The sequence below is a fragment of the Paraliobacillus quinghaiensis genome (assembly GCF_003426025.1).
Lineage (GTDB): Bacteria > Bacillota > Bacilli > Bacillales > Amphibacillaceae > Paraliobacillus_A > Paraliobacillus_A quinghaiensis.
In genome coordinates this window covers 142674-162624 of sequence record NZ_QJSH01000005.1, presented here as the reverse complement: position 1 = coordinate 162624, position 19951 = coordinate 142674, and the positions used below count along the sequence as shown (strand labels likewise).

Here is a 19951-nt window from a genome sequence, read left to right as displayed (position 1 = left end):
GTTCATTATATCACATGCATATAGAAAAACGTTGATTTATGAATTGATTTAGTCCGATAGAACATGTCGGACAATTGAGTTAGCAGAAGCTAACCCTTGTCCGAAGTCGATTCATCTCATGACTAAAGTCACGAGGATTCTCGACTATTTCCTAAAACCAAGTTGCATTGATTCAATACTCGGAAAGATCTTTTTCTTCCATCCATAAACAAATGCTGGCACTTGCCATGTCTCTGGAAAAAGGACAATATCTGCTTCTCGAATTGCATTTATTTCTTTAAACATAAGGTCTGGTTTTATATAATGTACACCTGGTATACCAATTGTGCGAAAAGCATTAAAAGAAACAATTTTCATCTTACTAATCTCACACTCCATCTGACTATAATCAGATATATCATAGCACCTTTTATTGAATTAGCAAGCATTATTTTTAGCCTATACGAAAGGCCCGTCACCTAATTATTCATTTTTCTTTCTGCTAATTGTTTCTTTTTCAAGAAGAAATACAAGCTAATGAAAACAAGTAGTGTCGTACCTATTGAAACTAATACAATCAATGGGTCATTTAGCCACTTCACCCAGACAAAAGCGAGTAGTACTATACCATCAATAATAAAAGCACTCATCACAATAAACGGATTAGCTCCAACATCCTTTCGAAGATGCTTGAAAACACCCCAATGAATCATCATATCCATCACGAGATAAAGAATTGCTCCCATTGAAGCTATTCGACTTAAATCAAAGAATATCGTTAGTACCATTGCAATAACAATTGTATAAACAAGTGTATGTTTTTGAATACTACCGGGCATGCCAAAGTGTTTGTGCGGAATTAACTCCATGTTTGTTAGCATTGCAAGCATACGAGATACAGCAAAAACACTAGCAATTATTCCTGTTATTGTTGCAATGATTGCTATAATAACAGTAAACCAGACACCAAGGTCACCAAAAGCAGGGCGAGCCGCTTCGGCCAATGCATAATCCTGCGCCTTTATAATTTCATTTATTGACAAATTAGCAGAGACAGCCCAAGCCAGTACGACATATACAGCAAGGCTAATTAAAATCGATATCACAATCGCTCTGCCAACATTTTTCTTTGGTTTTGTTATTTCAGATCCGCTATTTGTAATTGTCGTAAAACCTTTGAAGGCAAGAATAGTTAATGCAACTGCTGCCACATAATTTATCGCATCTGGATTTGGTGGGTTATTACCTATGTCTGCTGGTTCTAGTGCAAAATCTGCAACCCACAACCCAGCTATCGCAAAGATAAGTAGACCAATAATCTTGACTAATGATGCCGAAGAAGTAAAAGTCTGAATGAAACTATTACCTGATATATTTACAATAAATGCAAAGATTAGCAGTCCAACACCTAACAAAGGGACGAAAATACTTGTTGTAGTATCTACATCAAATAATTGCAGTGTATATGTACCAAATGTTCTTGCTACCAAACTTTGATTAATCACCATTGATAAAGCCATCAACATGGCTGCAGAAGCTGCTATTGTACCTTTACCATATGCTTTCACTAGATACATGCCAATTCCACCAGCGGAAGGATATTTCTCGCTCATTTTTGTATAAGAATAGGCACTGAATCCTGTAACAATACAACCAACAATAAAGATAATCGGAAACCAAATGCCTGACATTGCGGCGACTTGACCTAATAACGCAAAAATCCCTGCACTAATCATCACACCTGTACCTAATCCAACAGCACCAGGTAAATTGATACTGTTCTTTTTATATTCAGACATAACTACACCCCTCAAAAATCACTTGATAGTTTAGTTATAGCCTTTATCACGAATATTCAAACACTACTGATTTACACACTGGGTGTTTTCTCAAACAATAGTGCATTTTTAATATTTGGACTTGATATAAAATGCGCTGTAACTTTATTCGGCGTTACCTAGAGATTATTCGGCGAAGTTAGCGATAATTCGGCGAAATCAACAATTATTCAGCGAACTTCAATTTATTCCGGCGTTCTCTGAACAGCATTTAGACTTATTAAAATAGACTGATACCAACCTATTACAGTGGATATCAGCCTTTTTATTCTAAATTAGCATGTAAATTAACCTAAGCCAAACAAACGAATTAGCGTATAACCTAAAACAGATAATAGAACCGATCCTATTAACGCTGCTGAAAAAGATTTCAGTCCCCACTTACGGAATGTCTTAACGTCAACGTTTAACCCAAGACCGGCCATTGCCATGCCAATAAGTAAATAAGCAATATCTACGATTACCATTGCAATATTTTCTGATACAATTCCTAATGTGTTAAATCCACTCATTGCTAAAAACCCTAATATGAACCACGGTATTATTGAAAAAGAAAATGATTGTTTCGCACCTTCTTGCGTTCCATCTGCTTTTCGAATAAAAAATCCAATTAGTAAAGCAACAGGTACTAATAATGCAACACGGGTCAATTTAACAATTACCGCAAGATCTACTGCTTCTACACCACCAATATCCGCTGCGGCAATTACATGCGCAACTTCATGGAGTGTACTTCCTGTAAAAATACCGTAAGCTTCAGGCGTTAATCCTAAAAGCCCATAAATCAATGTGTAGACTAAGGTAAAAATTGTACCAAGAATCGCTACAGTTGCGGCTCCTACTGCTGTCTCGTCATCATTTGCCTTAATCTGTGGTGCAATCGCCACAACAGCTGCGGCTCCACAAATAGCGGTACCACATGCTGCTAGAATACCAAGTCTTTTTTTTACGCCAAACAAACGTGTTAATCCATAAACAACAACAAGAGCAAAAAGAACCTGAATAACCGCTAATCCAAACACTCCCAGACCAGCATTATAAATGTCTGCTAGATTCAGGCGCATCCCTAATAATATAATTCCAACCCGCAATAACTTTTTATTGGAAAAAGCTATACCAACTTGCATTGCATCTTGTTTACCAACAAGGTATTTCCAGGTGATACCTAGTAATATTGCTAACACGAGCGAACCTAAAATTGATAGAAACGGGAGGTTAGCCAGGTACCTTGCCACGATTGCAAGTAATAATGTGATTCCAATTCCTTGGATAAACCCTATCCATTTATATTTATTTTGTTCTTCCATTATGACACTTCCTTTTCCATTCTCCTGTTAACTACTTTACTATCGGATTAACTATTAGTAAAATACATATATCTAATCGTTATTATTAGTTTTTTTAATAAAGGAGCATTTTACATGCAATATGATGCATTGAAAACATTTGTTACGTTGATCGAAGTAGGAAATTTCACTAAAACAGCAGAAAAATTACGAATCTCGCAACCAAGCGTTAGTTTACATTTAAAGAATCTTGAGAAAGAGTTTGAAACGCAACTACTCGACCGATCTCCAAAATCATTCAACCTGACCCCTACAGGAGAATTACTGTATAACCGTGCCAAACAAATGCTTTCAATTTATGAACAGGCGAAACGAGATATCTTGGCACACCACAATGCTATTTCTGGTTCTCTGAAAATCGGTGCAAGTTTCACGATTGGAGAGTATATTTTGCCGGGGCTCCTAGTGGAATTACAAGAAGCATATCCCAACTTAACAATTGAGGCAGTAATTGGAAACACAGAAGAGATTGTTAAATCAGTGCGTCTTTTGCAAGTAGATATTGGGTTAATTGAAGGACAGACAAATGAAAAGGAAATTGAAGTTCACCCTTTTATGGAAGATCAACTGTATCTTGTTGCTTCTAGCAATCACGCAATAGCAAAAATTAAAAATGTTTCTTTCTCTAATCTACAAAATCAATTATGGGTCACGCGAGAGGAGGGGTCAGGTACAAGAGAGTATCTTCTACATATGATCCGCTCTCAAGGAATTAAAGTGGACTCTTTTCTAACAATTAGTAGTAATCAAGGAATTAAAGAGACGTTAATGAAAGGAAAAGGCATTTCCCTTTTATCAAAAAGTGTGATTGCTAGGGAGGTAACAGATGGCCACCTTTCAATTATCCCACTAACAGGACACTCTTTTACCCGAACTTTTTCATGTATATATGTGCCGATTATGAAACAAAAGAAAAATGTAGAAACTTTTTTGCATAGATTCATAAAATAAAACATAAAGATAAATGATTTCGATTAATAAGGATGTTTCCTTTTATTCTAAAGAAGTAAGTGAACTGCAATGGTTTACTTATATTAAAGGAGTGCTGTCATTGTGCAAACATGTATTATTTATATGACAAAACATGGAGCCACCAAGCAAGCCTCTTTTCATTTAGCAAAAAAATTACCAGGGGATATTCAAATGATTGATTTAAAAAATGAGCCATGCCCTAATATAGAAGGTTTTGATAACATTATTATCGGTGGTTCTATATACATGGGGAATATCCAAAAACAACTAAAACAATTTTTACAAGAAAATTTGCCGATTTTGTTGCGTAAAAAAGTTGGTTTATTCTTATGTGCTGGTCACCCCGACCCTAAAACTATTAATGAACAATTTCAGAATGCTTTCCCTGCAGCACTTTTACACCATGCATGTGCGAAAGCACGTTTCGGGTACACCTATGATTTCTACAAACTGAATGCCATTGAACGTATGATTGTTAAAAAGATAGTTGGTATAAAACAAAGTACCTTTCAATTATCGACAGAAAAGATTGAAGAATTTGCTACTCAATTTAAACGAAAAAGCACTCATAAAGTATGAGTGCTTTTTCGTTTAAACCTTATTAAGCTTTAGTCCAGTTGTCTATCATTTCAACATTTGCACCTTTTAACATGGTGTATACTGGGCAACGGGCTTCTACTTTTTCTTTTAATTCTTTGATTCTTTCTTCTGATTCACTTGTTGTAACTGTAGCTTCAACTGTTACTGTTTCAAAATAAGGACACACTTCTGGGTCTCCCATAAATCCGCGTGGATCAAATTCACCTGTAACATTAAAAGATAATCCTTGAAGATCAAACTTCATTTCACGTGCAACAATGTGACCTGTTACATTTTCACAAGAAGCTAAAGAGACAAGGATATTTTGAAGCGGATTTGGACCTAAATCTTTTCCACCCATTTGTGCTGATTCATCTAATACCACTTCATGTTTACCTGCTTGTGCTTTTACTGTTACACCTTCAGATTGAGCTTTAACATTAAATTTCATCTTTTGCATTGTCTTCATTTTTCATCCATCCTTTTAGTTTATTAGTTTACTACTGCTGTTTTTTTATTCGAAAGTTGGTCAGGATTTTCTTTTTCCTTGAACCAAAACTTACTCGCAAGTTTTCCATAATAAGCAATACTTTGCTGCTGTACAATAAATGCAATTGTCACAATTAAGGCTGCTTCTGCACCAAATGAAGTAGCTGCTAAACCTATCGCAATTGACAAATTACGAAGTACTGTACCATTAACTAGTGCTATTCCATCACCACGATTTAGAAACTGTTTGGCAACTACCGTACTGATGACATAGTTAATCAAATAAAATGCAATTAATACAAGTAATGCGATAAGAAGTAATTCTAGATTATTTAAAATCATCGTTGCACGCATACTTACACTTACAAATACTACATATAACATTGCCCAAATGCTTAAAGGAGCCAATGCTGGTTTTACTTTTTTCTGAAATTCTTGCATTGTGTATTTTTTCATTAATCCTTTAAATGTTATATGTCCTAAAATCATAGGAACAAAAACTACTATTATAATAGTTCGGAAGGTTTCTAGTATATTAACATCAACATATTGTCCAACCATGATTAATAGATACCAAGGAGTTAATAAAGACCCTAAAATCAAACCAAATACTGTTAACTTGACTGCAGCTGGCACATTACCTTTTTGGATTGCTGTCCATGAGATCGTCATCCCACTTGTTGGTAATAAGGCTGATAAAGCTAAACCAGCAAACATTATTGGATGTTCTTTCAATACTGTAACTCCCAATAGATAAGCTACACCAGGAACGATTAAAAAGTTAATTATTATGGAATAAATTAATACTTTAGAACCTTTTATAGCAGTCAGTTCTTTAAACTTAAATCCAACCATCGTTGCATAGATCATAATAATTGTCGCAACCAATATTGTTGGTTTTAAGAATGTTGTATCTGCAAACGTACCAATCAAAAAACCAATAACTAAAGTTAATGGCACACTTAGTAACAAGTATTTCTTTGGAAACTCATATATTTGATACATGTTGTTTTCATCCCCCTCTTTCTTTTAATACCCCTGCGTGTATATATACTATAAGGGGTATATAAGAACCCGTCAATACTTTGTTTCACATACTTTCAAACAACGAGAATGCGTTTACAATGTTGTTATATCAGTGTTTATAACAGGGATCGTATGTTCCTGTATCAGATTGTTCACATAATGTTCAATAATAATCCACTATTTATTCACAATTTTAAGTGCATAAAAAAATGCCTCGCACTCTATTAACGAGAAAACCCGTTTTACAGCGCAAAGCATTATTCAACCTACTTTATAAATTTTCTATAAACAACCTTATAACATCTGTTCCACCAATGATCGTCCCAATTGTACTTCCTAAGTTTGCAAGTACAACAATTAGTAAAACACGTGTAGCTTTATTCTTCCAAAAACCTTTCACACTAAAAACATCCTCTGATAAACTTTCAAAGTCTGACACGTGTGGTCGCTTTACTAAAGCTTGAACAAATCCAGCAAACCAACCTGCTGCTATTAATGGGTTTAACGATGTTATTGGTGCTGCTATAAAAGCAGTTAATATCGCAAGCGGATGTCCTAAACCAATGGCAGTGCCAATGGCTGAAAATGAACCATTCCATAATAACCAACTAAGTACTTGTTGCCGTCCTACATCTGGATCTGAAATAAACGTAAAAGCAATGATCGCTATTATTAAAATCGGTATCGACCAACCAATAATTTTTGGCACCTTTGATTTTGGTGGCACTTTGTTCAATTGTTCTAGGTCATGGTCTTTCTTAATTTCATCTTTAATTCCAGGAACATGAGCTGCACCTAAGACAGCTATAATTTTCTTCCCTGGTGCATCTTTAATCTTTTGAGCCAAATACTGATCCCGCTCATCAATTAATGGTTTTTTTAATCTTGGAAATGATTCAGTAAATTCACTTAATATCGCGTTAATTGAATCCTGACTCTTCATCTTCTCCAAATCATCTTCAGAGATAGTTTCTTTTGTAAAAATACCAGCAAGGACTTGAGATAGTAACATCATTTTTCCTTTGAAACCAACACCTCCCCAAATTCTTGAGAAAGTGATTTGAATATTACGGTCTGCCAATACTAATTCTGCACCTGTTTCTTTTGCTGACTCTATTCCTTGAATCATTTCTTGTCCGGCTTCAATACCAAATTGTTTTGCCATTCGTTTTTGAAAAGAGGAGATAGCAAGGTTCATTAATAAAAGCGATGCTTTTTTCTCTTTAATCACTTTAAATATATCCATATCCTTCCACTTATTGCCGTCTACAATGGATTGATAACGTTGCTTATCTAATTCAACACAAACTGAATCCGGTTGTTCTTTTTCTATTACTTCTTTTACTTGTTCTGCACTATGTTTTGATACGTGCGCTGTTCCAATTAAAATATATTCTTTACCATCTTGGGTGATCCTTGTAATGTTATCTTCCGTCATGGATTAACCTTCCTTTTATACTCATACTTTTATATCTGGCTTCACTGAATCTATTAAAAAAATGTATCTTAATTATTTTATCATAAAGTAACAATGAATACAGAATAATTAAAATTAACACTCACTATTTTTACCTTTAATCATTAATTAAAAAGTCTAAATATTCTATATTCAATTTGACATATCCAGATCCTTTATTTAAGATATATATAATCATATGTTAGATCATCTAACAAATTATTTGTTAAAAATATAAGAGGAGAGGTAAATTTTATGACACAGAATCAGACAACTAATGCTAAAGAATATGTAGATAGTGTTTTCGCTACATTACAAAAACGTAATCCCCATGAAGAAGAATTTCATCAAGCTGCAAAAGAAATATTCCAATCTCTAACTCCTGTTTTCGAAAAACATCCTGAATTCATTGAACATAATATCTTAGAAAGAATGTCAGAACCAGAACGCATGGTAACATTTCGTGTTCCATGGGTAGATGACAATGGTAAAGTACAAGTTAATCGCGGTTTTAGAGTTCAATTTAACAGTGCAATTGGACCTTATAAAGGCGGCTTACGTTTTCACCCATCTGTAAATGCAAGTATTGTTAAATTTTTAGGTTTTGAACAAATTTTCAAGAACTCTTTAACTGGTCAACCAATCGGTGGAGGTAAAGGTGGATCTGATTTTGATCCTAAAGGGAAATCTGATGGAGAAATCATGCGCTTTTGCCAAAGCTTCATGAGTGAATTATCAAAACATATTGGTCCAGACACAGATGTTCCTGCTGGCGATATAGGTGTTGGTGGACGTGAAATTGGTTACTTATTTGGGCAATATAAAAAAATGCGTGGCGGAAACGAAGCTGGCGTATTAACAGGCAAAGGGTTGGACTTCGGTGGTAGCTTAGCTCGTACAGAAGCTACTGGATACGGTACAGTCTACTTTGTTCAAGAAATGCTAAAATATAATGGTGAAAGTTTAGAAGGAAAGACAGTAGTTGTTTCTGGATCAGGTAACGTATCAATCTATGCAATAGAAAAAGCAACTGAGCTTGGCGCAAAAGTTGTAGCATGTAGTGATTCCGGTGGCTATATCTATGATGAGAACGGTATCGATTTAGATACTGTAAAACGTTTGAAAGAAGTAGAACGTAAACGTATCAAAGAATATGTTACGGAACACCCATCTGCTACATTCACACCTGATTTTACAGGAATCTGGAATATAGCTTGTGATATCGCTCTTCCTTGTGCTACACAAAACGAATTGAATGATGAAGCTGCAAAAACACTTGTAGCTAACGGGGTTAAAGCCGTTGCTGAGGGTGCCAACATGCCTTCCACATTAGATGCAATCGACATCTTTTTAGAAAACGATGTATTGTTTGGACCAGCAAAAGCTGCTAACGCTGGTGGTGTAGCTGTATCTGCCCTAGAAATGGCTCAAAATAGCTCACGTATTTCTTGGAAGTTTGATGAAGTTGACGCGAAGCTCCAAGAAATTATGAAAGATATTTATAAAAATAGTGTAATAGCATCAGAAACATACGGTCATCACGGAAACCTTGTTGTAGGAGCAAACATAGCTGGTTTCTTGAAAGTTGCCAAAGCAATGGTTGCGCAGGGTGTTATTTAATTATATTCTTAAGCCAAATAAAGCTTATAGCTGTTATGCAGCTATAAGCTTTATTTTTGTCCTTAACTTTTTATTTTTCGTGTAATGAATTTTTTGATCTCAACTATTATAAATACTGCATTACCAATCATAATCGGAGACTGCCAATATTCTAATCCAATTGGAACTGTGCCTAGTATAGTATTCATAAACTTTATTCAAACAGAATTATTCTGTTATTCTCTGATTTCACTCTTGTTCTCAATAATAATTTTGTTAATTGTTTTATTCATAAAAAATAAACTTTCATGCTATGATTGAAGTATAATACATTAATTAATTGAGTTGGTGACACAAGTGGCTAAAGTGAAAGATATCTTTAATACAGTATTTTTAACAGAATTATCAACTAAGCTTCAGACTTATTATCCTAATTTTGATCATGATAAGTTTCAAACATTTGTCTTTCAAAACGATTGGGATAGCTTAGAGTTTAAACAGCGTGTACATCGTATTACCACATCAATGCACCGGACACTTTCGTTTACATATAAGGAGACGCTGTCACTGCTCTATAAATGCGCTCCAGAGTTTGAAGGACTTCAAGGCATTATTTTTCCAGAATACGTTGCGAAGTATGGGCAAGAAAACTGGGATGAATCTATGGAAGCATTAGCCTACTTCACAAGATATAGCACTTCAGAATTTGCTGTTCGTCCTTTTTTACAAGCTGACTTAGAAAAAATGCTAACGCAGATGTTTACTTGGTCAGAGCATCCAAATGAACATATTCGACGACTTGCAAGTGAAGGGAGTAGACCTCGTCTACCTTGGGGTAATACAGTACTTGCATTGAAAAATGATCCATCTCAACTATTACCTATACTAGAAAACTTAAAAGCGGATGAATCACTTTACGTTCGGCGAAGCGTGGCTAACAATTTAAATGATATATCCAGAACGCATCCCGATATGATGATAGAACGCATGAAAGAGTGGCACGGTAAAAACGAAAAGTCAGATTGGATTATCCAACATGCGTCAAGAACATTATTAAAACAAGCGCACCCGGAAGTGTTAGCTTTGTTTGGTTATCAGTCTGCAGATTTAATAAAGGTGGGACAATTTAATATCGCTTCTAACCAAGTGGCTATAGGTGGAGATCTTACATTCTATTTTGAAGTATTTTCGAAAACAACAACTAATCTCAGAGTTGAGTACGCTATTGATTATGTGAAGAAAAGTGGCAAAAGAAATAAGAAGATTTTTAAAATAACAAGTACGAAAATTGAAGAAAATGAAAGAAAAACATACAGTCGTAAGCAGTCCTTCCGAAACATGACAACACGGACACATTACACTGGTGTGCATGTGTTATCCATTATCGTTAATGGGATAAAAAAAGCGAGCTGTGAATTTGAAGTCATTAACTTAGAAAAGGAGTAAAAAATTATGTCAAACCCTATGATTCAGAGACAACCTAACTTTTTTTCATCACCCAAAAGATCTTTCACTACGACATTTTCAACTGTGGTACTTATAGCTAATTTACTTGCATTAACTTTGGGTATTATCTATTTTATTATAGATGTTGAACATTTCCTGGGGAATATCCTTGGTTATTTAATGGCAATCACTTTAATTGGAAATATACTTATCGCTTTAATCCCACGCGAAAACAAGGGGTTAGATTATTTTTACCTAATATTAAGTGTATTTGCAATGAGTATTGTTCCTATTATGAATACTATTGCTTCCCTAGACGTTACTAATCAATCCTCGAGAAGTATTGTCTCTGTTATTCTGTTAATGAGTTTATTTTTGTTAGGTGCTATTATAGCAGCAAAGAAGAAATCTAGTGATTACGAACGCTCTTTTTTCTCTATTCAATATTATCAAAAGAAACATACCTATTTAAAGGTAACTTCAAGTATTCTAGTAATGTTATTACTTGTTCTTGGAATCTATGTTTCTTATGTTCTATTAACCGGTAAAAGTGGTGGCTTTATTGAAATGTCCTTGCCGGGATATCTATTCTTTTTTAGTATTAGTACGTTAGCAATTGTAGCCATTTTCTTAAAGATACGTACTCAATATGGAGGCTCTCTTTTAAATCTTCTTGTAACTATTACGGGACTCAGTATTGCCATTATCTTTAGTTTACCTTTGTTCTTTACTATCTTTTCACTCGATGAAATGGAGACGGATTTCTCTGATGCATTTGGAGTAGACTGGGGGGAAAATATTTCTGAGAATGTGGAAGAACATTTCGCTACAATACCTTTTTCGTTGACTGACTATTTTTTAGGAAAAGAAACACTTGCATATGAATTAAAGCAAGATGTTTTGTTTTATGAAGGAACTGAAGGCGTTGATGATGGGCTTGAATTACGATTTGACGCTTATCTACCTCCAAAAGATAGGAATGATTTACCTGGTAATCGTTCTACATTGATTAGAATCCATGGTGGTGGATGGACGATTGGTGATAAGGGAGCTTCTAATACTGCACAAGTTAACAAGTATTTTGCTAGTCAAGGTTATGTAGTATTTGATGTGCAATATGGTCTAAGTAATGTAGACAAATTTGTTGAAAGTGCGCCTGTTCCTGAACATATTGTAGGTGACTTTTCCATTGATGATATGGTTCGACACATCGGTATTTTTACAAGGTATTTAGAAGAAAACAATGCAGCGTTCGAAGCTAATTTGGATTCAGTCTTTGTATCAGGGGGATCTGCTGGGGGACAATTAGCTAATGCGGTAGGTCTAGGTTTGGCAAGTAATGAATATCAAGATATATTAAGTCCTGCCTTACAAGTAAAAGGTATCATTCCTGTTTTTCCAGCAAATGGATTGTCGGAAGGTTTAGGAATTGATGGTTCGCCTGAATTAGTGGATCCTTCTGCACTTGTCACAGAAAATAGCCCCCCGGCATTAATATTCCACGGGACTGAAGACGGTGTAGTAGACCCATCCGTATCAAAGGAATTTGCAGCTACTTATGATAACAATAATAATGATGCTGTACTATTAATGATGCCTTATGCTGGACATAACGGTGATTGGTATTTCTCAAGCTATTACAATCAGACGTTCATCTATTATATGGAGAGATTTTTATATCTCAACCAATAAGATCAATCAGGTTCAAAGCTTCATAGTTGAACTAAAATGCGGTGTAATCAATATATCTTTAAACTATCTAGCGGATCAAATGAAATTGGTGACACTCCTGCAGGAACAGCGCGAGCTGAAGATCCACTCGGAGGTGGTTTTTACCTCCGAGTTAGCTGAAGCCGTGCCTGCGGAAAGGGAACCAATTTCTTTTGAGGAGCGGATCAGAAAAATAAAGAGTTAATGCATAGTTTATATAAATTGCGCATTAAATATTTTTATTTTAGGAATACAAATGAAAAACCCATACAAGAACCTACTCGAAGGTTCTTGTATGGGTTTTTTAACAGTCAAATACTTCTTCTAAATGGGCATCTAATTGTTCTAGGAATAGCGGAATATTCGGGTGCTTCATTACACTATGAATTGAGAAACTCTTTAATGGTTTCATACCAAGAAAAGCTTGTGTTCGGTGAAGATGAAATAACGTTTCATCCACATCTCTCCCTTGAAAGAAACCTTCTTCTGTTGCAAACTCATTTAGTGGTGCACCCCATGTAGTTGAAAGCATATATTTTTTTTCAGTCAATAATCCCCCGGTTCCGTATTGCTCTACTTTTTTGAATAAAACATCTCTTGTATAAACTTCATCAAAGTATGTTTTTAATTTCCCAGGAACATTGAACCAATAAATTGGAGTTTGATAGATTACAATATCTGCCCAAGCAAATTTATCATGTTCTTCTTCAACAAGGTAACCTTTATCAACTGTAGTTGTGCGAATATTATAATTGGGTTGTAATTTATTAATCATTGCCTCGAAAATGGTTTGATTCAATCTCCCATCATTTTTCGGATATGATTCATGACCATTAATAATAAATATATTTTTCATAATCATTACCTCCAAAGGCTATTTATGCTTTTAGAGACAGTATATGCAAGCAGTATTCAAAGTAGTATATCTTTTTACTAATTAAATTTATCACTTTTCAAGTCGAAGTAAATGTTCTTTCATTTCTAAACCACCACGATATCCTGTTAATTTCCCATTTTTTCCGATAACCCGATGACACGGTATAGTGATTAGAACGGGATTAGCCCCAATAGCATTTGCTACTGCGCGAACAGCAGCTGGTTTACCAATAGCTTCAGCAATTTTAGTATAATTACGCGTTTCTCCAAATGGAATTTGACTAAGTGTCTTCCACACTTCTTGCTGAAAAGCAGTCCCCTGTAAATCAACAGGCATACTGAAATGTTTCTTTTCACCTTGGAAATAGGCTACTAATTCTGTAAGATAAAATTTTAATTGTTCTTCTTCCTCTATTAATCTGGGGTTAACAAACTTATGAAAAGCCCAATTACGAAAAGTTTCCCAGCTATCATTCGGTGAACTGATATAACATAAACCTTTCGAAGTTGCACCTATGTAAAATCTCCAATTTCCTAGAGTAAAGGATGACCAATATATAGTTTTGCTATCCATTGTCATTAATATCTCCTCTATACCTTGTGGTTTTGCTAATTCGATCAAAACACAAAAAAGTGGTGATGACCGCAATCATTACCACTTTTATTGTACCTGCTATTTATAGTTTTTTTCAAATTCTCGCATGAAGTTAACCAATTTTTCTACACCTTCTACTGGCATTGCGTTATATATACTAGCTCTCATGCCGCCCACAGAACGATGACCTTTTAATGTTTCCAGCCCTAGACCCTGTGCCTCCTTGATAAAAGCCGCTTCCAAATCAGTATCTCCACTTTTCGTAACAAACGGTACATTCATGATTGAACGGCTGTCGGGTTGCACTGGAGATGTAAACATAGCTGATCCATTAATATAATCATATAACAACTGAGCCTTTTCACGATTGATCCGCTCCATCTCTTTTAATCCACCAAGTTCTTTTAACCATTCAAACACAAGCTTTGCCATATAAATAGTATATGTTGGTGGTGTATTATATAACGAACCACTATCACTATGTGTTTTGTAGTCAAGCATCGTTGGACAACTCTCAGGTGCATTACCAATTAGATCTTCTCGAATAATCACAACTGTCAAGCCTGCAGGGGCAATATTTTTCTGTGCTCCAGCATAAATCAAACCAAATTTTGATACATCAATCTCTTCAGATAAAATATTGGAGGACATATCAGCAACTAAGGGGACATCACCTGTATCTGGAATTTCAGGGAATGTTGTTCCTTCTATTGTATTGTTTGTTGTTATATGAACATAATCAGCTTCTGGGTCAATCATGTTCTTCTCGACCTTTGGAATGTAAGTAAAATTTTCTTCCTCTGAAGAAGCAATTACACGTATTTGCCCATATTTTTTCGCTTCTTTAATTGCTTTCTTTGACCATGATCCTGTATTCACATAATCCGCCTTACCACTTTTAACAAGTAAATTCATTGGGGCCATCGCAAATTGCTGTGAAGCTCCACCTTGCAAAAACAATACCTTGTAGTTCTCTGGAATATGCATTAATTCACGTAATACTTCTTCCGCTTTCGTAATAATATCCGTGAACAATCCTGAACGGTGACTCAACTCCATTACAGACATTCCTGAATCGCGATAATTCAACAATTCACTTTGTGCTTTTTCTAATACTGGCAAAGGTAACATTGACGGCCCTGCAGAAAAATTATAAACTCTCTTCATGTAACCACACCCACCTCTATATTTTATCTTTAAAAAACAGTTTTATATACAAAAAGGTAAGGATTTCCTTCCTTACCAACACGACTGCTTAGACATTTCCCATTATAATCGAAATCACTTTAATCTTTGTGATTATTTTAACAGCATTCTTATTTACTTTCAACTTAAAATATTCAAAAAATTTCGCCTATATTTAGCTTACCTATAAAAAGTGAAATACCTACTCCATTAATAAAAATAAATGCTATAATTATTAACATCTATGCTCGAGGAGGCAACCAGAATGCAGACTGTTATTTTTGATGTAGATGATACACTGTATGATCAAACATCACCTTTTAAAAAGGCTGTACAAGAACAATTCACTCAATCATTTACAGAAAAAGAGCTTACAGATCTATACATAGCCAGCAGGAAACATGATCTTTTATTTCAAAAAAACTGTACAGGAGAATTATCAATCGTAGAATTACAAACCTATCGTATAACTGAAGCTTGTAGAGAATTCGGTATTACACTTAGTTATCAAGAAGCGATTAATTTCCAAGATGCTTATTTAGCTGAACAACAGAAAATTACATTATATGAAGAAGTAGAGGAACTTTTAAATATTCTTTATCAACAAAATATACAGCTTGCTGTTTTAACGAATGGTGAAAAAGATCATCAGTCAATGAAAATAAAACAGCTGGATTTGGTAAGATGGATTCCCGAAGAACACTTCTTTATATCTGGAGCACTTGGCCATGCAAAACCTGCGCAAGAAGTTTTTACTATAATTGAAAATAAGTTACAAATAGATAGAACAAACACGATCTATATCGGTGATTTTTTTGAACATGACGTTGTTGGGGCGAAACAAGCAGGATGGCAATCTATTTGGATGAACCACCGTCACAGGCAAGTACCAACTACATCAGTGAAACCAGACAAAGTTGTTTATAGTGCTAAAGAACTTTTAGAAATATTTCAAGCTGACTATTCATTAGTCGTTTGATTTTAAGAATAAATTAGGTCTGATAACATACTTTTATCATTCAAAGCTGGGGGTGAACTACGATCCTCGGCTTTCTTCATTATTTGTAAGGAAGCAAAAACAGAACTTCTAATTATTTGGAAGTTCTGTTTTTAATTTATTGTTTTCTTCAAAGAAACCACCTGCTTGTTTAGTTAGCAATTGAACTTAAAACCGGTACGCGATTTGTTAATACTTTCATGGAGTCAATTGCTTTATCATCAATCAAATAACTATTTGACTAACAATTGATTTTCATTCAAACTTTCATTATAATGAATAATAATCAAATAATCATTTGAATAAGGGTGAAAATATGAAACAAAAGGTAAAACAAACACAAGATATGTGTGATATTTTCTGTTATGACGAAGAAAAAGTGAATCGTGTTGGCTCGTTAGTTGAACAAGAAAACCTTAGACCAGTTGCTGATATATTCAAAGCATTAGCCGATGAAACAAGATTAAAAATAGCTTACTCACTTGTACAAGAACAAGAATTATGTGTATGTGACGTTGCTAATATCATCAACGCATCAACAGCAACGACTTCACACCATTTGCGTCACCTTCGTAAATTAGGAATTGCGAAAAGTAGAAAAGAAGGAAAATTAGTCTTCTATGCTCTAGAAGATGAACATGTTAAAACACTTGTAACTACGGCTGTAGTTCACGGAAGGGAAGTGGATAACCATGAGTGAGGAAAAAGAAGGTAATCAACATGTATACCGTGTCCAAGGTTTTACGTGCGCAAATTGTGCTGGTAAATTCGAAAAAAATGTAAAGGATATCCCTGGCGTTGGAGATGCTAACGTAAATTTTGGCGCATCAAAGATTTCTGTAACAGGAGATGCTTCCATTGAAGAGTTAGAAAAAGCGGGAGCATTTGAAAACTTAAAGATTATTCATGAAAGATCTCGCAAACAATCCTCTGACAAAAGAGAAGAAGCAGTAGAAGAAAAAATTCCTTTTTATAAAAAATATACTACGCTACTTTACTCGATAACATTTCTCGCTTTGGGTTACCTTTCCCTTTTTGTAAATAGCGATGATAACGTCGTGACGATTTTATTATTTCTAACATCTATGTTGGTCGGTGGATTGTCACTTTTCAAAGTTGGTTTTCAAAACTTATTAAAGCTTGAGTTTGATATGAAAACATTAATGACAGTAGCCGTTATCGGCGGAGCCATTATTGGAGAATGGGCAGAAGTAGCAGTTGTTGTTATTCTTTTTGCTATTAGCGAAGAGCTTGAACGATTCTCCATGGATCGCGCGAGAAATTCCATCCGTTCTTTAATGAATATAGCACCAAAAGAGGCGCTTGTTAGACGTAATGGCCAAGAAATAATGGTACCAGTCGAGGATATTAGCGTTGGCGATATTATGATTGTTAGACCTGGTCAAAAAATTGCGATGGACGGTAAAGTTATAAGTGGTCACACTTCCGTTAATCAAGCAGCCATAACAGGTGAATCTGTTCCTGTAGAGAAAACTGCTGATGATGAAGTGTTTGCTGGTACTTTAAACGAAGAAGGATTAATTGAAGTACAAATAACAAAATTAGTAGAAGACACAACCATTGCTAAGATTATTCACCTAGTTGAGGAAGCACAAGGTGAACGTGCTCCATCACAAGCATTCGTTGATAAGTTTGCCAAATATTATACTCCTATTATCATGGTCATTGCCTTACTAGTAGCAATTGTACCTCCATTGTTTTTTGCTGGAAGTTGGGAGACATGGGTTTATCAAGGATTAGCCGTACTCGTTGTAGGTTGCCCATGTGCATTAGTTATCTCTACACCAATTTCCATTGTCTCAGCGATCGGAAATGCCGCTAAAAAAGGTGTGCTAGTTAAAGGCGGCATCTACCTTGAAGAGATTGGTTCCTTAAAAGCAATTGCTTTTGACAAAACAGGAACATTAACAAAAGGTGTGCCCGCTGTAACAGACTATAAAGTATTGGAAGAAGGAAAAAACCAGAAAGAATTACTGTCTATTATCACAGCTTTAGAGTATCGTTCCCAGCACCCGCTTGCTTCTGCAATTATGAAAAAGGCTGACGCAGAGAACGTTGCTTATTCTGATATTAACGTCGAAGATTTTTCCTCGATTACCGGTAAGGGAATTAAAGGAAAAATTAATAATGTTTTGTATTATATCGGGAGTCCAACACTTTTTAATGAATTACTATCATCCAACAAGTTTGATAAAGACCTAGAAGATGAAATTTTAACATTACAAAAGCAAGGTAAAACAGCAATGGTCGTTGGAACAGAAGATCAACTTTTAGCTATTATAGCCGTTGCAGATGAAGTTCGAGAAGTTAGTAAAGAAGTAATTAAAAAGTTACACAAAGCAGGAATTCAAGAGACGATTATGCTTACAGGTGATAACCAAAGTACGGCTAACGCGATCGGCAGACATGTAGGTGTATCTAATGTACAGGCGGAATTAATGCCTGAGGATAAGTTAAACTTTATAAAACAGTTGACAGTAAGTCACAAAAAAGTAGCAATGGTAGGTGACGGTGTCAATGATGCTCCTGCATTAGCAGCGTCAACTGTAGGGATTGCAATGGGAGGAGCAGGTACCGACACAGCATTAGAAACAGCCGATGTGGCTTTAATGGGAGATGATTTAAGCAAACTCCCATTTACTGTGAAATTAAGTCGTAAAGCTCTTAACGTTATTAAAGCTAATATTACTTTTGCTATTTCGATAAAACTTATTGCGCTCTTATTAGTCGTGCCAGGTTGGCTAACACTTTGGATTGCAATCCTATCAGACATGGGAGCAACACTAATCGTAGCGTTGAATAGTATGCGCTTAATGCGTGTTAAAGAATAACATCTGGGAGGGGAGCTATTTAGGATCCCCTCTTTTAGGTAAACTAATAGTTGTAACACTCCAAAATCATAAGCCCTTTCGCTTTGATTTATACGTTTTTCTGGGTATACTTGTTATTGAAAACGCAAACAAAAGATGAGGTGGAGAAGATGAAGAAAGTTGTTATTACTGGTGGTAGTGGATTGTTAGGTCCATCTGTTATTGAAGAATTCGTTAATAGTGGTTATGAGGTTTTGAATGTAGATAATAAACTACCAGAAAATCCAATTTGTGAAACAATTACTGCTGATTTAACAAATTTAGGAGAAGCATATGATGTGCTGGTTGGTGCAGATGCTGTGGTGCATTTAGCAGCGATCCCAAGAGCTTACATGAAACCAACCGATGTTACATTCCAAAACAATGCGATGACAACCTTTAATATATTAGAGGCTGCAGCAAACTTAGGTATTAAAAAGGCAGTTATTACATCAAGTGAATCCATTTATGGTATGGTATTTTCTAAAAATGGCTTACAACCTCAATATGTACCTGTAGATGAGGAACATCCAATTTTACCAGAGGATAGCTATGGCCTTTCTAAAGTCGTCAACGAACAAACAGCTGAAATGATACATAACCGAACAGGTATGCAAATTGTTTCATTAAGAATAGGTAATGTTATTGCACCGCACATGTACAAAAATTTCCCTGGATTTATTGATAAGCCTGAAATAAGAAAAACAATTGTTTGGAGTTATATCGATGCGCGAGATGCAGCGACTGCTTATCGTTTAGCTGTAGAAAAGGATGGACTTGGTAATACAGTATTAAATGTAGCAGCAGATGACAGCAGTATGGATATCAAGAGCAAAGACTTGATGGATATTATCTACCCTGAAGTAACTATCCGTAAAGAACTTAATGGATATGAAACATTGTTAAGTAATAAGAAGTTAAAGGATTTACTTGGTTGGGAACAAAAGTACAATTGGCGTGATGAAGTAAAAAAAATTAATTAATTCTA

Annotated in this window: 18 protein-coding genes; 9 read left to right on the top strand and 9 right to left on the bottom strand. The window is 35.2% G+C overall.

All coding sequences use genetic code 11. The annotated features are described in order from the left end of the window. Positions 1-144: 144 nt before the first annotated feature. The 3 genes from D2K40_RS05585 to D2K40_RS05575 all read right to left on the bottom strand — a co-directional run bounded on the left by D2K40_RS05585 (position 145) and on the right by D2K40_RS05575 (position 3124). Positions 145-357 carry a hypothetical protein gene (locus D2K40_RS05585; RefSeq protein WP_117153796.1) on the bottom strand — a complete coding sequence of 71 codons (213 nt, stop codon included), beginning with the start codon at positions 355-357 and terminating at the stop codon, positions 145-147. Positions 358-458: 101 nt separating this feature from the next. Beyond that, positions 459-1778 (bottom strand): APC family permease, encoded by a 1320-nt coding sequence (locus D2K40_RS05580; RefSeq protein WP_117153794.1) that lies wholly within the window; start codon positions 1776-1778, stop codon positions 459-461. Between the two features lie 326 nt (positions 1779-2104). Continuing rightward, on the bottom strand, positions 2105-3124 hold the full coding sequence (locus D2K40_RS05575) for a YeiH family protein (RefSeq protein ID WP_117153792.1): 1020 nt from the start codon (positions 3122-3124) through the stop codon (positions 2105-2107). Positions 3125-3238: 114 nt separating this feature from the next. Between D2K40_RS05575 and D2K40_RS05570 the strand changes: the two genes are divergently transcribed. Together D2K40_RS05570 and D2K40_RS05565 are read left to right on the top strand one after the other, a co-directional pair. After that, positions 3239-4114 (top strand): LysR family transcriptional regulator, encoded by an 876-nt coding sequence (locus D2K40_RS05570; protein ID WP_117153790.1) that lies wholly within the window; start codon positions 3239-3241, stop codon positions 4112-4114. Positions 4115-4216: 102 nt separating this feature from the next. Continuing rightward, positions 4217-4714, top strand: a complete 498-nt coding sequence (locus tag D2K40_RS05565) for a flavodoxin domain-containing protein (protein ID WP_117153788.1) — start codon at positions 4217-4219, stop codon at positions 4712-4714. 22 nt (positions 4715-4736) lie between these two features. On the opposite strand, the gene D2K40_RS05560 is transcribed toward D2K40_RS05565, so the two are convergent. The 3 genes from D2K40_RS05560 to D2K40_RS05550 form a co-directional block, all read right to left on the bottom strand. Further along, positions 4737-5174, bottom strand: coding sequence for an OsmC family protein (locus D2K40_RS05560; protein ID WP_117153810.1), 438 nt, complete (start codon positions 5172-5174; stop codon positions 4737-4739). 32 nt (positions 5175-5206) lie between these two features. Further along, a complete protein-coding gene (locus D2K40_RS05555) occupies positions 5207-6208 on the bottom strand; it encodes an arsenic resistance protein (protein ID WP_117153786.1) in 1002 nt (333 codons plus the stop codon). 292 nt (positions 6209-6500) lie between these two features. Then, positions 6501-7667, bottom strand: a complete 1167-nt coding sequence (locus tag D2K40_RS05550) for a TraB/GumN family protein (protein ID WP_117153784.1) — start codon at positions 7665-7667, stop codon at positions 6501-6503. Positions 7668-7940: 273 nt separating this feature from the next. Here D2K40_RS05550 and gdhA point away from each other — a divergent pair, with 273 nt between their 5' ends. The 3 genes from gdhA (at position 7941) to D2K40_RS05535 (ending at position 12422) form a co-directional block, all read left to right on the top strand. Continuing rightward, positions 7941-9305 carry an NADP-specific glutamate dehydrogenase gene (gene gdhA / locus D2K40_RS05545; RefSeq protein WP_117153782.1) on the top strand — a complete coding sequence of 455 codons (1365 nt, stop codon included), beginning with the start codon at positions 7941-7943 and terminating at the stop codon, positions 9303-9305. 336 nt (positions 9306-9641) lie between these two features. Beyond that, positions 9642-10730 (top strand): DNA alkylation repair protein, encoded by a 1089-nt coding sequence (locus tag D2K40_RS05540; RefSeq protein WP_117153780.1) that lies wholly within the window; start codon positions 9642-9644, stop codon positions 10728-10730. A gap of 6 nt (positions 10731-10736) precedes the next feature. Beyond that, the gene (locus D2K40_RS05535) at positions 10737-12422 is read left to right on the top strand and encodes an alpha/beta hydrolase (protein WP_117153778.1); all 1686 of its coding nucleotides are present in this window, start codon (positions 10737-10739) and stop codon (positions 12420-12422) included. A 322-nt stretch (positions 12423-12744) separates the two neighbouring features. On the opposite strand, the gene D2K40_RS05530 is transcribed toward D2K40_RS05535, so the two are convergent. The 3 genes from D2K40_RS05530 to serC form a co-directional block, all read right to left on the bottom strand. Beyond that, a complete protein-coding gene (locus D2K40_RS05530; RefSeq protein ID WP_117153776.1) occupies positions 12745-13296 on the bottom strand; it encodes an NAD(P)H-dependent oxidoreductase in 552 nt (183 codons plus the stop codon). A gap of 90 nt (positions 13297-13386) precedes the next feature. Then, complete coding sequence (locus D2K40_RS05525) at positions 13387-13896, bottom strand: methylated-DNA--[protein]-cysteine S-methyltransferase (RefSeq protein ID WP_117153774.1); 510 nt, start codon at positions 13894-13896, stop codon at positions 13387-13389. Positions 13897-13989: 93 nt separating this feature from the next. Next, the gene (gene serC / locus D2K40_RS05520) at positions 13990-15078 is read right to left on the bottom strand and encodes a 3-phosphoserine/phosphohydroxythreonine transaminase (protein ID WP_117153772.1); all 1089 of its coding nucleotides are present in this window, start codon (positions 15076-15078) and stop codon (positions 13990-13992) included. Positions 15079-15361: 283 nt separating this feature from the next. Between serC and D2K40_RS05515 the strand changes: the two genes are divergently transcribed. The 4 genes from D2K40_RS05515 to D2K40_RS05500 all read left to right on the top strand — a co-directional run bounded on the left by D2K40_RS05515 (position 15362) and on the right by D2K40_RS05500 (position 19946). Beyond that, entirely contained in the window at positions 15362-16075 is a 714-nt protein-coding gene (locus D2K40_RS05515) for an HAD family hydrolase (protein ID WP_117153770.1), read from the top strand. A gap of 334 nt (positions 16076-16409) precedes the next feature. Continuing rightward, entirely contained in the window at positions 16410-16793 is a 384-nt protein-coding gene (locus tag D2K40_RS05510; protein WP_117153768.1) for an ArsR/SmtB family transcription factor, read from the top strand. Further along, positions 16786-18945 (top strand): heavy metal translocating P-type ATPase, encoded by a 2160-nt coding sequence (locus tag D2K40_RS05505; RefSeq protein WP_117153766.1) that lies wholly within the window; start codon positions 16786-16788, stop codon positions 18943-18945. Before D2K40_RS05510 ends, D2K40_RS05505 begins: the two co-directional genes overlap by 8 nt. A gap of 149 nt (positions 18946-19094) precedes the next feature. Continuing rightward, a complete protein-coding gene (locus tag D2K40_RS05500; RefSeq protein WP_117153764.1) occupies positions 19095-19946 on the top strand; it encodes an NAD-dependent epimerase/dehydratase family protein in 852 nt (283 codons plus the stop codon). Positions 19947-19951 lie beyond the last annotated feature (5 nt).

Coding starts and splice junctions, on each gene's coding strand:
- D2K40_RS05570 (WP_117153790.1), top strand. CDS start 3,239: ATGCAATATGATGCATTGAAAACATTTGTTACGTTGATCGAAGTAGGA.
- D2K40_RS05535 (WP_117153778.1), top strand. CDS start 10,737: ATGTCAAACCCTATGATTCAGAGACAACCTAACTTTTTTTCATCACCC.
- D2K40_RS05560 (WP_117153810.1), bottom strand. CDS start 5,174: ATGCAAAAGATGAAATTTAATGTTAAAGCTCAATCTGAAGGTGTAACA.
- D2K40_RS05585 (WP_117153796.1), bottom strand. CDS start 357: ATGAAAATTGTTTCTTTTAATGCTTTTCGCACAATTGGTATACCAGGT.
- D2K40_RS05580 (WP_117153794.1), bottom strand. CDS start 1,778: ATGTCTGAATATAAAAAGAACAGTATCAATTTACCTGGTGCTGTTGGA.
- D2K40_RS05550 (WP_117153784.1), bottom strand. CDS start 7,667: ATGACGGAAGATAACATTACAAGGATCACCCAAGATGGTAAAGAATAT.
- D2K40_RS05575 (WP_117153792.1), bottom strand. CDS start 3,124: ATGGAAGAACAAAATAAATATAAATGGATAGGGTTTATCCAAGGAATT.
- D2K40_RS05515 (WP_117153770.1), top strand. CDS start 15,362: ATGCAGACTGTTATTTTTGATGTAGATGATACACTGTATGATCAAACA.
- D2K40_RS05530 (WP_117153776.1), bottom strand. CDS start 13,296: ATGAAAAATATATTTATTATTAATGGTCATGAATCATATCCGAAAAAT.
- D2K40_RS05555 (WP_117153786.1), bottom strand. CDS start 6,208: ATGTATCAAATATATGAGTTTCCAAAGAAATACTTGTTACTAAGTGTG.
- serC (WP_117153772.1), bottom strand. CDS start 15,078: ATGAAGAGAGTTTATAATTTTTCTGCAGGGCCGTCAATGTTACCTTTG.
- D2K40_RS05510 (WP_117153768.1), top strand. CDS start 16,410: ATGAAACAAAAGGTAAAACAAACACAAGATATGTGTGATATTTTCTGT.
- D2K40_RS05525 (WP_117153774.1), bottom strand. CDS start 13,896: ATGACAATGGATAGCAAAACTATATATTGGTCATCCTTTACTCTAGGA.
- gdhA (WP_117153782.1), top strand. CDS start 7,941: ATGACACAGAATCAGACAACTAATGCTAAAGAATATGTAGATAGTGTT.
- D2K40_RS05500 (WP_117153764.1), top strand. CDS start 19,095: ATGAAGAAAGTTGTTATTACTGGTGGTAGTGGATTGTTAGGTCCATCT.
- D2K40_RS05505 (WP_117153766.1), top strand. CDS start 16,786: ATGAGTGAGGAAAAAGAAGGTAATCAACATGTATACCGTGTCCAAGGT.